General features: G+C 68.0%; 10 protein-coding genes. 2 read left to right on the top strand and 8 right to left on the bottom strand.

The window, feature by feature from the left end; all coding sequences use genetic code 11:
- From VMI09_16785 to VMI09_16775, 3 genes are all read right to left on the bottom strand, one after another.
- A complete protein-coding gene (locus VMI09_16785) occupies positions 1-1,161 on the bottom strand; it encodes a GNAT family N-acetyltransferase (GenBank protein HTQ26347.1) in 1,161 nt (386 codons plus the stop codon).
- 77 nt (positions 1,162-1,238) lie between these two features.
- Complete coding sequence (locus VMI09_16780) at positions 1,239-1,724, bottom strand: Rrf2 family transcriptional regulator (GenBank protein HTQ26346.1); 486 nt, start codon at positions 1,722-1,724, stop codon at positions 1,239-1,241.
- Positions 1,721-2,428, bottom strand: coding sequence for a riboflavin synthase (locus VMI09_16775; GenBank protein HTQ26345.1), 708 nt, complete (start codon positions 2,426-2,428; stop codon positions 1,721-1,723). The genes VMI09_16780 and VMI09_16775 overlap by 4 nt, the downstream gene beginning before the upstream one ends.
- 195 nt (positions 2,429-2,623) lie before the next feature.
- Here VMI09_16775 and VMI09_16770 point away from each other — a divergent pair, with 195 nt between their 5' ends.
- Positions 2,624-3,904 (top strand): alkyl sulfatase dimerization domain-containing protein, encoded by a 1,281-nt coding sequence (locus VMI09_16770; protein ID HTQ26344.1) that lies wholly within the window; start codon positions 2,624-2,626, stop codon positions 3,902-3,904.
- Between the two features lie 10 nt (positions 3,905-3,914).
- On the opposite strand, the gene VMI09_16765 is transcribed toward VMI09_16770, so the two are convergent.
- The 4 genes from VMI09_16765 to VMI09_16750 all read right to left on the bottom strand — a co-directional run bounded on the left by VMI09_16765 (position 3,915) and on the right by VMI09_16750 (position 7,503).
- Positions 3,915-5,174: an ABC transporter substrate-binding protein gene (locus VMI09_16765; protein ID HTQ26343.1), complete on the bottom strand. Its 1,260-nt coding sequence runs from the start codon at positions 5,172-5,174 to the stop codon at positions 3,915-3,917.
- Positions 5,175-5,192: 18 nt separating this feature from the next.
- A complete protein-coding gene (locus tag VMI09_16760; protein HTQ26342.1) occupies positions 5,193-6,047 on the bottom strand; it encodes a MaoC/PaaZ C-terminal domain-containing protein in 855 nt (284 codons plus the stop codon).
- 73 nt (positions 6,048-6,120) lie between these two features.
- Positions 6,121-7,233: an N-acetylglucosamine-6-phosphate deacetylase gene (nagA, locus tag VMI09_16755; protein HTQ26341.1), complete on the bottom strand. Its 1,113-nt coding sequence runs from the start codon at positions 7,231-7,233 to the stop codon at positions 6,121-6,123.
- An 18-nt stretch (positions 7,234-7,251) separates the two neighbouring features.
- A complete protein-coding gene (locus tag VMI09_16750; GenBank protein HTQ26340.1) occupies positions 7,252-7,503 on the bottom strand; it encodes a hypothetical protein in 252 nt (83 codons plus the stop codon).
- A gap of 179 nt (positions 7,504-7,682) precedes the next feature.
- Between VMI09_16750 and VMI09_16745 the strand changes: the two genes are divergently transcribed.
- Positions 7,683-8,597, top strand: a complete 915-nt coding sequence (locus VMI09_16745; protein ID HTQ26339.1) for a hypothetical protein — start codon at positions 7,683-7,685, stop codon at positions 8,595-8,597.
- Here VMI09_16745 and VMI09_16740 read toward each other — a convergent pair.
- Positions 8,594-13,369, bottom strand: coding sequence for an NAD-glutamate dehydrogenase domain-containing protein (locus VMI09_16740; GenBank protein ID HTQ26338.1), 4,776 nt, complete (start codon positions 13,367-13,369; stop codon positions 8,594-8,596). The genes VMI09_16745 and VMI09_16740 overlap by 4 nt on opposite strands.
- Positions 13,370-13,418 lie beyond the last annotated feature (49 nt).

The raw sequence follows: 13,418 nt of genomic DNA, 5'->3' as shown, positions 1-13,418 counted from the left end.
TCAGTCGAGGTCGTAGCGGAAAATATCGAGCCGCGACATCCGCGCCCGATCGTAGCCGCGCCATTTGGCCTGCGGGATGTCGCGCGGCCCGACCCGGCGAAAGCCGAGGCGCGCGAAAAACTTTGCCGCCCGCTCCTTGGCGGTGCAGGCGAAGACGTAGCGCAGGGGGCGCTCGCGCGCCTCGTTGAGGATCTGCTTGACCAGCTCGACCGCGACGCCCTCGCCCGCAAACCGCGTCAGCGTGTAGAGCGCGGTGATCTCGCCGGCGCGTTCGCGATGGTACCGCTCGGTCAGCAGCGAGCAGACGCCGGCCAGATGCTCGTCGCCGACGCGGTAGCCGAAGCATGACGGCAGCAGTTGTGCGATTTCCTCGCGCGAGCGCGCGAGCAGATGGCCCTCGCGCTGGCCGCGCAGGATCAGCGCCTCGACTTCCTCGAAGTCGTCGATCGAAACCGGGCGCACGAAGCCGTACTGGCGTTCGGTGAAGAGCGTGCCGGTGCCGACGAAGCTGAAGAGCTCGTCATAGACGTCGCGCGGGGCGACGAGGTTGACCGAGCCGACGCCGTTGCCCAGTGCGCGCGCAACCGCGCGCAGCTCCGCGCGCCGGCGCGCCGCGCGCTGCTTGCGCACCTCGCGCGCGATGCGGCCGAGCTCGACGAACGACATCCGCGCGCCGTCGGCGCCGCTCAGGCCGCCCTGGCGATCGATCAGGATGAGCTTGAAGACGCGGAGCCGGCTCGCCAGCTCCTGCGCGAAGACGGTGAAATCGGCGGGCTTGCCGGTATCGGCCACCGCCACGACGATTGATCTGGCGCTGAGCGCGCGCCAGATTTGCGCCACTGCCGAATCGGGCGGATACGGGCGCGAACGCAGCCCGGCGCCGGGATTGAACACGGGCGGCTCGGCCCTCGGCGCGAGTTTGCCGAGCCGGCGCATCACGCGCGCCAAAGCGTCGGCCGAGACGATCACGATGCATCGCGTCTGATTGCGCCGCAGCATCCGCAGCGTGCGCACCAGGGAGTCGAGCTCGCCCAGGCGCTCGCCGCTTGGCGGAATCAGCGCGAAAAGCAGGCTCTTGCCGTAGAACTCTTCGAGGTAGAACGACTTCTCGTCGAACTGCGCGGTGGCGTCCGCGGCCTGCCCGTCGAGCGGTTCGTGCATCAATTCCGTGTCCGCGGTCAACTTGATCCAGTCGGCGCCGGCAGCGGGACAGACGAAACGCGGCGAAAGGATACCGCTCAGGCCTTGGCGGCGACCGCGGCTTCCTTGTCGGCGGCGGCCGCGACCTGGACTCGCGCGAAGCGCATCGGCGCCGGGCGCGAGGCGGCGATCTCTTTAAGCGTGGTTTGCGAGAAAATCTCGAGCAGCGCGCGCTGGCCCTCTTCCCATACGCGGAACATCCGGCAGGTCGGCTGCAGCGCGCACGAGCTCGAGCCGTCGACGCATACGTTGAGCGTGATCGGCCCCTCGACCGCCTCGATCACGTCCTTGAACGTGACCTCGTCGGCGGGGCGCGCGAGCTGATAGCCGCCGCCCGGCCCGCGGCGCGCGCGCACGAGTCCGCGATGCATCAGGTCGCGGATCACCTTCTCGAGGTAGTACTTGGGAATCTGCTCGTCGCGCGCGATCTCGGTGCCGCGCGCCACGCCCTCGGGATGGTCGGCCAGGTGAATCATGGCCCTCAGCGCGTACTCGATCTTGCGCGGTATCTGCATCAGGCTCATGGCAGTACTCCCCGGCCGCGGGCGTGACGCGCGGCGCCGACGGTCTTGCTGAGGGGCGCGCCGGTGGCGCTCCGGCGCGAGGCCTTACGCGCGGCGCCACTGCTTCGCCCGGCCAGAATCCGTTCGACGTATTTGACCAGCATGTCGCTCTCGACGTTGACCGCGTCGCCCGGCCCTTTTTGTCCGAGCGTGGTCAGCCTGAGCGTATGCGGGATCAGCGCGACGCTGAAGCGCCGGCCGGCGATCGCGAAGACGGTCAGGCTCACGCCGTCGATCGCGACGGATCCCTTTTCGACCAGGTAGCGCGCCTGGGCGGGCGCGACTTCGAATGTGTAGAGCTTCGAATCGCCCTCGGGAGCGATCGAAACTATCTTGCCGACGCCGTCGACGTGGCCCGACACCAGGTGCCCGCCGAGCAATTTATCCAGCGTGAGGCAACGCTCGAGGTTGACGCGGTCGCCGACGGCCAGCCCACCCAGCGTCGTGCGTCGGAGCGTCTCGGCCGACACGTCCATCGCGATCGTTCCGCGCCGGTTGCCGCGCTGCTTGCGGACCACGGTCAGGCATGCGCCGTTGACCGCGACTGAATCGCCGATCGAGATTCGGCCAAGCGGGAGCGTGGTGCCGAAACTCAGCAGCGCGCCTTTGTTGGTGCGCTTTATTCCCGCAACCGTGCCGAGGTCTTCGATAATGCCTGTGAACAAGTTTGTCTGTCCGTGATGCCCTTCAGGCGGGCGAGGAAAAACCCAGAAAAATCCTACTTTTTATCCCGCGCTTCCGCAACTGACTATTTTTTCGCCCCGGCGGCGCATCCGATCGAGGCGATGCGTGCCCGGATCCCTCCGGCGGTTGCGGCGCGCAGCGCGGCGGGCCGATAATCCCGCGCGGAGCGTATGAAGATGGGATTCAAGGAAGAGTCGGAAAAACTTCTGAGCGGCGAACTTTCGATCCGCGAGCACCATCCGTTGATCCCGACCGGCGAGGCGGAGGAGGTTGCGGCGGGCGTGATGTTCTGGCGCTGGTTCGCGAATATGGCCGCAGTCAAGACCGAGGACGGACTCGTGCTGATCGATACCGGCAGTCATTTCAATCAGGCCGAGACGGTGGCGATGGTGCGGCGATGGTCGTCCGACCGGGTCAACACCGCGATTTACACGCACGGCCACGTCGATCACGCGGGCGGGATGACCGGGTTCGCGGCCGAGGCTCAGCAGAGCCGCCGCGCGCGCCCACGCGTGGTCGGCCATCGCGCGACCGCGGCGCGTTTCGACCGCTACAAACGCACTGCCGGCTACAACAGCATCATCAACTCGCGGCAGTTCGGCGCTCGCGCGCCATGGCCCGAAGAATTCGTCTATCCCGATACCTACTTCGATCATCAGTTCAACGTGGCGGCCGGAACCTGGCGTTTCGAGTGCCATCATGCGCGCGGCGAGACTGACGACCATTGCTGGGTCTTCATCCCCGGCCGCAAGGTGCTGCTCACCGGCGACTTTATCATCTGGGCGGCGCCCAACGCGGGCAATCCGCAAAAAGCGCAGCGCTACGCGCGCGAATGGGCCGAGGCGCTGCGCGCGATGGCCAAGACGGGGGCGGAGGTGATGCTGCCCGGCCACGGGATTCCCGTGTTCGGCTCGATCCGCATCCGCCAGGTGCTGAACGACACCGCCGAGTACTTGCAGAGCCTCTACGACCAGACGTTAAAGATGATGAACGAGGGCGCGACGCTCGACGACATCGCGCAGGGCGTCAAGCCGCCGGCGGCGCTCGCCGAGAAGCCCTACCTGCAGCCGGTTTACGACGAGCCGGAGTTCATCGTGCGCAACGTCTGCCGGCTGGAGGGCGGATGGTATGACGGCATCGCGTCGCATCTCAAACCCGCACCGCATTGCGCGCAGGCGGCCGAAATAGCCGCGATGGCGGGCGGCGCCGACGTGCTGCTCGGCCGCGCGCTGCAGAGGCTGTCGGACGGCGAGCTCGCGCTCGCGGCGCATCTTATCGACTGGGCGGTGGCCGCGGCGCCGGAGAATCGCGCGGCGCACGAGGCTCGGATGCGCATCTACGCGGCGCGCGCGGCGGAATCGGTTTCGACCATGGCGCACGGGATTTTCCGCGCCGCGGCGATCGAATCGGCGGCCAGGGCCGGCGTTCCGCCGCCGGAGGATCCGCGCAAGATCTGAGCGTCGTCGTTCATCGCGATTCGCCGTTATCGCCGGATTCGTCGTCGCGACGGGATCCGGCTTCGTAGCGCGGACTGCCGTCAAGCGTATATTTGTGGCCGCGGATCGCGGCGACGACCATGCGCCATCCGGAGGGGATCTCGAGGGCGGCGGTTTCGCCGTGCGATTGCGGTTGGATGATCTCCTTGCGGCCCATGTGCCACTGCACCAGGAGCATCTGATGCGCGATTTGGCGGCCGGTTACGCGGTCGATCGCAAAGTCGCCGAAGAGCGTGCTGGTGCGCATCTCGCCGATCGCCTCGCGCAGCCTGTGCTGATCGAGAGAATCACACTTCCGTACCGCCGCGGCGCCGACCAGCCCGGCGGCGTACGCCTGCGCGGCGGTATAGTCGCAGTCGGGAAAGCCGCTTTTGCGCATCCGGCGCGCGAAATCGTTCGGCGGCGGCCCGAGTTCCGGCGCGATCCGCGCGTGCGCCTCCCATTGGCTGGGGCCGACAATACCCTCGGCGGCTTCGCCCAGCTCCGCGCCGAAGCCATGCACGCCGGCGGCGACGCAGGCGAGCACGGGGAGATTGGGATTGGCGGCGACCACCGCGCGCACCAGGGCGACGTCCTGGGCGAAGTTGCCGGCGGCGGCGAGCGCGTTGATCCGGTTGCGCCCAAGCGCCGGCAGCAATCGCGCGAGCGCCTCGTCGCGGGCGAAATCGCCGCGGTACTTCACGCGCACACGCACTCCGTGCCAGCGCGCGGGCCGCTCATGGCAGGCGCGTTCGAGGCCGGCGCCGACGTCGCTCGCGAAAGGCGTCGCCGCGGTGACGATCGCAAGGCGCTTGCGCCAGAACTTGAGTTCGGCCAGCAGCCGCGCGAACGGGACGAAATAATCGCTCGCCGGAGTAAGCACGCCGACCAGCATCCGCATGCCTTGCGTATAGAGGCCGTCATCAGCGCCCCCGTGATTGAGCATCATCATTCCGGCCGCTTCGGCAATCGGCGCGGCCACGCGCGCGAGGCGGCTCGAATACGGGCCGAGCAACAGATGAACGCGCTCGGCGCCGCAGAGCGCATGATAGATTTCCGCGCAGCGCCGGGCGTCGCTCCGATCGTCAAGGCATCGAAGCTCGAGTTCGTGCGTGCGGCCGCAGACGTTCACGCCCCCGGCGGAGTTGAGATCGTCGACGAATAGTTTGACCGCGGCCTCGGCCTGACGGCCCATCGCGGCGTAGGCACCGCTCAGCGAGAGCGAAAGACCGAGAAGTAGCCGCTCGGGCATCGTGAGCCGTGCGCGCGCTCAGGGTGCGATCTCGGCGATTCCGCCCCGGATCACCGCCATCCCCTCGGGGTTGTAGGTTTCGAACGCGTACGCGGTGTGACCCCCGTGCTCGCCAGCGGCCCAAACTCTCGTTGTGATCGATTGTCCGGGAAGAACCGGGCGGCTGAACTGTACGCGCAGGCGCTTTAGGCGCACCGGATCGCCGGCGCAAAGGCCATCGATCACGACCTTGGAGGTGAACGCCATCGTGCATAGCCCGTGCACGACAATCCCCGGCAGGCCCGCCATCTTGGCGACGTTTTCATCGACGTGGATCGGATTGAGATCGCCCGAAGCCTCGGCATAGCGGAAGGTCTGGTCGCGATCGATCGTCTGCTCGACGCTGAGAATCGGATCGCCCGACGGAGCGGCCGGCCGCTCCGCGCGCCCCGCGGCGCTTCGATCCCGGCGGGCGGCGCGGATCAAAATCCCGAAGAGCGTATGCAGCACCGGGTCGCCCGCGCGATTGCGCGAGTCGAGCTCGAGCGTCATCGCCTCTCCGCCGGGGCGCGCCTCGATCGAGGCGACGCGGGCGACGGTGGTGATCTCGTCGCCGGGGCGAAGCGGAGCGATGAATTCCATATCCTGCTCGGCGTGCAGCAGGCGCAGCAGGTCCGCGCCGAGGGCGGGATCGCCGACTGCGCCGACCACCGACATCCACGCGACCACCACACCGTACATCGGCGGCGCGACGATACCGCCCGCGGCGGAAGGATCGAAGTAGCGCCGGTTGTCGTCGTTGTACGCGCGGGCGTATTTCTGCAGCGCTTCGAGCGTGACCGTCGAAGTGAGCGGCGGATATTTGCGGCCGATAAATTCCCTGTTAAGCGGCATCGAAATGACCGGGTTCGTGTTCCTGGGATCGCGTTTCAAATAATTCCGGCGGGCGCCGCGGCGCGCGAGTTCCTCAGGCGAGCTCGCGGCCGCCGATAAACACCGCCTTCAACTCTAGCCGGGGGCCGAGCACGAGCAAATCGGAAATCGCGCCGGCTTCGATTTTGCCGCGGTTGCCGAGACCCAGCACGCGCGCGGGATTCGCCGCGGCCATCAGCGCCGCCTCGCCGACGCTCGCACCGGCGCGCTCGACCATCACGCGCACCGCCTCGAGCATCGAGATGACGCTTCCCGCAAGCCGCCCGTCCGGCATCCGCGCCGCGCCGCCCGCGGCGGCCGCGCGCGCGAGCGGCGCCGTGCGTCGTGCCGCGCGCGTCGCGACGCGGTCGGTCGCGAGGCAGATTCCGCCCGCGCCGCGCGCGAGCAGGAGCAGACGCAGCATCGCCGGATGCACGTGGACGCCGTCGGCGATCACGGCGGCGCACGCGCGCGACGGCAGCATCGCGGCCGCCGCCGCCGTGGGCCTTCGATGATCCAGCGGGGCCATCGCATTGAACGTATGCGTGAACATCCGCGCACCGGCGCCGACCGCGGCCTCGGCCTGCTCGAGCGAAGCGTCGGTATGGCCGATCGACACTGCGATCCCGCGCGCGCTAAGGCGCGCAATCGCGTCGAGCGCGCCGTCAAGTTCCGGCGCGAGGGTTATCATCCGCAGCGCGGGCAGCGACGCGACGCGCTCGAGCGCGTCGCCGCGAGGTTCGAGGTTGTGCGCCGGATGGGCCCCGCGCCGCGCCGCCGCTATGAATGGCCCTTCGAGATGCATCCCGAGAATGCTGCCGGAAATTTCGGCCGCGGCGACCATCGCCTCGGCGATAGCGGCCGCGACCGTCTCGATTCGCGCAAGCGGCGCGGTTATCGCGGTCGGCAGCCACGCGGTCGTACCCTCGCGCGCGAGCGCGGCGGAAAGCTCGCCAAGCTCTCCGGGCGATGCGCTCATCACGTCCACCGCTTCGCGGCCGTTTACCTGGAGGTCGATGAAGCCCGGCAGGATGTAGTCGGATACGCCGCGATCGGAAACGTCGGCGCCGCCGCCGGCTTCGACCGTTTCGATCGTCGCGGTGAAGCGGACGCTGCCGGCCGCGGTCGAGCCGTCGGCTCGTGCGATCAGGCCGCGCAACCGTTTCATGGCGACGGCCGCGGCGGCTCAGTTAGCGTTGAAGCGCTCCTTTAGCAGGCGCGAGAACCGCGGCAGATAGATGAGGTCGAAAGTCGCCTCCTTGCCCGGAAACATCGCGACCGCGGCGCCTTTGAGCCCGCGGACGTGCTCCCAGGCTTCGTCGAGTGTGATCGAGTCGTCCTGCGCGATGGTCGCGAAGACGAGATCAACCAGGAACCGCAGCCTGCGGATGAGCAGATCTTCGTGAGCGATAAGGGCGGCGCGATCGTTTTCGGCCATGGCGGCTACTCTGGGGTCAGGAAGCGGACGGTCGCTGCCGCCCGTCATGGTTCAAGGGTTCCATCCAGAATATAGCATCAGCGCGTGCATTTCGATCGCCCGCGGCCGCTGCGTCATCGCGCCTCGATTTCGCTCATTGCTTGTCTTGGGGCACAGGGGATGCCAACCTCATTGGCGCGATGGCGCAAGCGCGGCTCCGTTCGAGCTTCATTTATCTCGCCAATGCGGTCAACGACCTGCGCGGCTCCTGGGCTGTCGTCGCCGTGGTACTGGCGCCGCTGGTGGTGGCTTCCGCACTCTGCCTGCTGCCCGACGCGCTCAACATCCAGTACTCGCTGGTGCAGACTTTCGAGCCCGGCGTGACCAGCGTGGAGTTCGTCAAACCGGCTCAGACTCCGTTCGCGCCGGTCGCGCGCACCGCGCCCAAGCCACCCTTTCCGCCATGGATGACGACCATCCTGCACCTGGTTGACGGCTTTATCACGGTAGTCGGCGTCAACCTTATCGTGCTCTGCGCGCTCAGGCGGATCCGCGCCGGGCAGCGGATGGCGCGTCCGATCGATGAAGGAATCGAAGTTTACCGCGAGGCGGCGCGCCTGCTCGGGCCGTTCGTGCTGGTGAGCGTGCTGCAGGTGCTGGCGATGGCGGTAGGTGCCGTGCTGCTGGTGCTGCCGGGAATTCTGGCTTACGTGTGGCTTTATTTTTCGCAGTATGCGCTGATTTTCGACGGACGCCGCGGATGGTCGGCGCTGCTCTACAGCCGCGAACTGACGCGGGGCGGCTTCTTTCGCGTTGCGCTGAGAATCGTGGTCTTTCTCGCGGTATGGTCGGGCTTCAATTCGTGGGCGGGCGGGACTTTCTTTGCGGTCAGTCTGCTTGCCGGATGGGTGGGGCTGATCACGGGCGCGCTGTGGGCATCGATTTTCCTGGTCGACCTGCTGGCAGTGGCCGTGCTCTATACGACGCTCGCTTTTCTGCTCGCCGCGGGCCTGCGCCTGTACGAGGACCTGCGTGCGGTTGCGGCTGAGCAGATAGCGCTCGGCGAGGTTCAGCCGCTCCCGCCGACCGCGCCGCTGCCTTCGGTCAGCGCCTAGGCCGTGCCGCCCAGCGCGGCGGCGAGGCGCCCGAGCGCGCGAATTGCCACCTGCAGCACCGGCAATTCGAGCGCCGGCAGCGTACGCAGTTCGGTCATCACCTCGGTCATCGCGTCGAACGGATGCTCGTGCCCGTTGCGCAGCGCGCGCACCGCTTGCGCAGGTGGGGCGTCGCTTCGGAGCAGCACCGCTCGGCAAAGCGCCAGGCGCGCGCTGCGCAGATCGCCGGCAAGCTCTTCGGCCGCGCGCCGCTCCCATCGATCGTCGGCGCCGATCGCCTCGAGCGCGCGCTCGAGGGTCGCGAATTCGATGATACCGCTTAGCGCAAAGTAGGCCCGCGCGCAGTCGGCCGGCGCGCCGCGGCGGGCGAAGCTCAAACTCAATACGTTGAGCAGATGATCGGCGAAGCCCAGGCGGGCGAGCCGCAGCGCGAGCTGTTCGGTGTGCACGGTCGCGCGCAATTCGCGGTAACTGCGCTCGAAACGCTCCCGCTCATCGTCGGCCAGCATGCTCTCGAATTCCCCGCACAGGCTCTGGAAGCCGGGTTTGTAATGCGCGATCGCGTCGCCGAGCGATACGCTGGGGTCGAGCCCCGCGATCGCCCATCCGCAGGCCCGCTCGCCCGCGTCCGCAAGCGCCATCAGCCCGGCCAGCTCCGCCTGCGCGTCCAGGCCGCCGCCGGCGCGCAGCACCTCGGCCTGATCCACCAGGTCGAGCACGCCCTCGGCGAAGATCCATCCGCGGACGGTTTGCTCGGTCCGCGCGCCGTGGCTCTGCGCGAGGCGGAAGACGAAACTCGCGCCCATCAGGTCAACCAGCTCGTTGACGAGGCGAGTGACGATGAGCTCGCGGCGCAGGCCGTGGCGCGGAATTTCGAGCGCGAAGTCGCGCGCTATCGAAGCGGGAAAATAGGGCAGCAGGAAGCGCGCGGTCAGATAGGAATCCTCGAGCAGCGCGCACGTCTCGAGCTGGGTGAACAGATCGATCTTGGTGTAGGCGCTCAGCACCGCGAGCTCCGGGCGGGTCAGGCCGGCGAAGCGGCCGCGCCGGTCGCGCAGCTCCTCGTGGTTCGGTAGCGCGGCTTCGTAGCGATGGAGTGCGCCGCGCTGCTCGATCGCGCTCAAATGATCGCGGAACTCCCGCGCCCTGGTGCGGCTGCGCAGCTGCTCGAGACTCAGCAGCACCACCTGGTCGCGATTGTCGCGCAGCACTGCCGCGGCGACCTCGGCGGCGACGCCCAGCAGCGCGCGGTTTCGTCGATCCAGATCGACGCGCCCTTCGGTAAGCGCCGGCTGGAGCAGAATTTTCAGATTCACCTCGTGGTCCGAAGTATCGACCCCGGCCGAGTTGTCGATCGCGTCGTTGTTGATCCTTCCGCCCGCCATCGCGTACTCGATGCGCGCGCGCTGGGTGAAGCCGAGGTTGCCGCCTTCGGCCACCGCTTTGACTCGTAGCTCGTGTGCGGCAATACGGCAGGCGTCGTTGGCGTGGTCGCCGACTTCGGCGTCGCGTTCATCGGTCGCGCGCACGTACGTGCCGACGCCGCCGTTGTAGAGCAGGATCGCATCGGCGCGCAGGATGGCCTGGATGAGGCTGTCGCCGTCGAGCACCTCGGCAGTGCAGGAGAGCGCGCGGCGGGCCTGCGGGCTGAGCGCGATGCTCTTGGCGCCGCGGCGAAAGACGCCGCCGCCCGGACTGATCAGCGCCGGGTTGTAATCCGACCATTGCGAGGAGGGCAGTTCGAACAGCCGCCTGCGTTCGGCGAAGCTTTTCTTAGGGTCGGGATCGGGATCGATGAAGATATGGCGATGGTCGAACGCGGCGACGAGCTTGACGTTGTCCGACTGCAAGAGTCCGTTGCCGAAAACGTCGCCCGACATGTCGCCGATTCCGACCATCGTGATCGGCGCGCTGTGCGCGAGGTCGATGCCCATCTGGCGCAGATGCCAGCGCACCGACTCCCACGCGCCGCCCGCAGTGATGCCGAGCGCCTTGTGATCGTAGCCGCAGCGGCCGCCCGAGGCGAAGGCGTCGCCCAGCCAGAAGTCGTGTTCGGCCGCGATCGCGTTGGCCAGATCGGAAAACGCGGCGGTGCCCTTGTCCGCCGCCACCACCAGGTAGGGGCCGTCCTCGTCGAGCACTTTGACCATGGCCGGACGCACGCGTTTGCCGCCGGCGACGTTATCGGTCAATTCGATCATCGCGCGGATCAGCGTCTTGTACGCGTCGACCACGTCCTCGCGCGTGACGCCGCGGCCGGCTCGCGGCTTGACGATAAAGCCGCCCTTCGCTCCCGTCGGCACGATGATCGCGTTTTTGACCGTTTGGGTTTTCATCAGGTCGAGGATTTCGGTGCGGAAGTCCTCGGGTCGGTCGCTGTAGCGGATGCCGCCGCGCGCGATGCGCCCGGCGCGCAGATGGCATCCCTGCATGGTCGGACTGTCGACGTGGATTTCATAGAGCGGCGGCGTGTCGGGCAGATTGGGGATGCGCGCGCTCTCGAACTTGAGCGTGATGTAAGGCGCGGGCGGTTCGCGAAAATAGTTGGTCCGCACCGTCGCCTCGACCATCCCGAGCAGCGCCCGCGCCAGGCGATCGTCGGCGATGTTGTCGATCACGCCGAGCGCTTCCAGGTAAGCCGCCCGCAATCCGGCGTAATGCGCGTTGCCGCTGCCAGGTCCCGCGGGATCCATCCGCAGCCGGAATATCTCGACCAGCATCCGCGCGAGCTTCGGATTCATCAGCAGCACGCGGCGCAGCGCCGGGAGCGCGGGCGCAAGCCGCATCTGGAACGCCGCGGCGACGTACGCGCGGAGCAGCGCGATTTCACGCCAGGCAAGCCCGGCGTCGAGCACCAGGGCATTGAGGGGGCCGTCCTCGGCCCGACCGCTGCGCACGGCGGCGAGCGCCTCGGCCACCATCGCTGCCCCGCTCGTGCGCTCAAGCGGCGCGCCGCGGCTGTCCTGTGCGCGAAACGACTGGACGAAAGCCCGCAAGCCGGCGTCCGGAGAATCGATCTTGAGCTCGTCGGCCTCTTCCGAGATCACGACGATGCCGAAGTTCGAGAGCATCGGCATCACGTCGCTCAAGCGCAGCGACTCGCCGACTTCAAACATCCTGAGCTCGCTCGCCGCCGGCGCCGCGCCGCCGCCCTGGCGCACCAGCTCGACGCTGAAGCTGCGGCCGCCCTCGAGCAGGTCTTCGATACGCTCGATATCGCCCGCGGCGCGCGCGGCGGTGGTGCCGGCCCTGTAATGCGCGCTGAACGCGCCGAGCCATCGCTGCGCGAGCACCGGACCGCGGCGCAGGCCGAAGCGTTCGACCAGCTCCTCGCGCAGACGATCCTCCCACGTGCGCGCCAGTTGCGAGGCCTCGGTCTCCATCGCGCGCAACTGCGCCGCCGACGGCGAAGGCGCGTCGAAGCAGAAATGCATCCGCGCCTGATAGCCCTCGCCCATCGCGAGGTAGTAGTAGACCAGCTCGCCGCCCAGGATGCGGCCGAACGCGGCCTGGATCTGCTTGCGCACTTCGGCCGAGAAGCTTTCGCGCGGCAACACGACCAGCGCGACGACGTCGCCGCGCACAGGGTCGTAGTGCGTGCTCACCCGGACCGCGGCCTCGTCCTTGTGATCGAGGATGAGATGGAGCTGCGCGCGCAGTTCGGCGACCGGCGCGCGGAACAGCTCCTCTTTGGGAAAGCTGTTGAAGGCCGCCACCAGCTCCTTGTAGTTGTGCGAGCCCGGAGCGGCGTGCTCGGCCTCGATCACCTCGCGTAGTTTGGCCCGCAGCAGCGGGATGTGCTGCGCCTCCTCGGAGTAGGCCTTGGAAGTGAAGAGCCCGACGAAGCGGTCGAAGCCGGTTATCTCGCCGCCGGGGCCGGTGCGCCGGATCGTGACGTCGTCCATCAGGCCGCGCCGATGGACCTGCGACATCGTATGGGTCTTGCCCATGATCAGCGCCGGGCCCTCGAACAGCATCTTGCGATGGTCGGGCTTGAGCTCCTTGAGATCGACCGGCTGCGCGTAACGCGAGCGGCCCGCATCGCGCAGCAGGCCGAGCGCGGAGTGGGGCGACTCGAAATCGACCGCGAGCGCGCGGCTGCCGTTTTCCTTGCGGATCCGATAGCGCCGATAGCCGAGAAAAACGAAGCCGCCGCCGACCAGCCATCGCAACAGGTCGCGCAGCTCGACCAGCTCGCGCTGCGCCGCGGTCTCCTCGCAGATTTCCAGCGCCCGCGCGGTCATCGCTTCGAAATCGCCGGTCGCCTCGCGAACCTGCTCGAGCACTTGCTTGAGGCCTGCGGCGATCTGCGCGGCGTCGTGCGCCACGCCGCCGAGGCGCAGTTCAAGATGGACGAAGGACTCGGGCCTCTCGGCCGCGCGCTTGCCTTCGAGCGAGACCAGGCGGCCGCCGCTGTCTCGGGCCACGGAGAGCACCGGATGCATCAGCAGGCCGGCGCCGAGGCCGAGGTGATGAAAGTATTCGAGCGTGCTGTCGATGATGAACGGGCAGTCCTCCATCGCCGTTTCGGCAAAGCCGCCGGCGCCGTCGCTGCGCGGCTCGATCACGACGCGGACCTTGATCCGCTCGGCGCGGAGCGAGAAAAACTCGAAGGCCTGGGCGGTGATCTGCGCGCGGCGTTCGGCTGAGATTGGCGCCGCGGCGGCGGCAGAGAGTCCACCGAACAGATGCTCCGTGAAAATATCAAGCCATCGCGCGCTCTCGCGCGCGGCATCCGGGACGGTCGTAGAGTTTTGTGCTTCGCTGGCCAACGCTGTCACCTGGAAATCCGAATCGCAGGGATGCGGGACGGACCCGTGC

Source organism: Candidatus Binataceae bacterium (assembly GCA_035500095.1).
GTDB lineage: Bacteria > Desulfobacterota > Binatia > Binatales > Binataceae > JAKAVN01.
Note: the sequence above shows the minus strand (reverse complement) of the source record. Positions and strands in the feature narration are given on the sequence as shown.

Bases quoted from the DNA above. Each gene is read 5' to 3' on its own strand.
- nagA (HTQ26341.1), bottom strand. From the start codon at position 7,233: ATGAAACGGTTGCGCGGCCTGATCGCACGAGCCGACGGCTCGACCGCG.
- VMI09_16770 (HTQ26344.1), top strand. From the start codon at position 2,624: ATGGGATTCAAGGAAGAGTCGGAAAAACTTCTGAGCGGCGAACTTTCG.
- VMI09_16750 (HTQ26340.1), bottom strand. From the start codon at position 7,503: ATGGCCGAAAACGATCGCGCCGCCCTTATCGCTCACGAAGATCTGCTC.
- VMI09_16745 (HTQ26339.1), top strand. From the start codon at position 7,683: ATGGCGCAAGCGCGGCTCCGTTCGAGCTTCATTTATCTCGCCAATGCG.
- VMI09_16780 (HTQ26346.1), bottom strand. From the start codon at position 1,724: ATGAGCCTGATGCAGATACCGCGCAAGATCGAGTACGCGCTGAGGGCC.
- VMI09_16765 (HTQ26343.1), bottom strand. From the start codon at position 5,174: ATGCCCGAGCGGCTACTTCTCGGTCTTTCGCTCTCGCTGAGCGGTGCC.
- VMI09_16760 (HTQ26342.1), bottom strand. From the start codon at position 6,047: ATGCCGCTTAACAGGGAATTTATCGGCCGCAAATATCCGCCGCTCACT.
- VMI09_16785 (HTQ26347.1), bottom strand. From the start codon at position 1,161: ATGCACGAACCGCTCGACGGGCAGGCCGCGGACGCCACCGCGCAGTTC.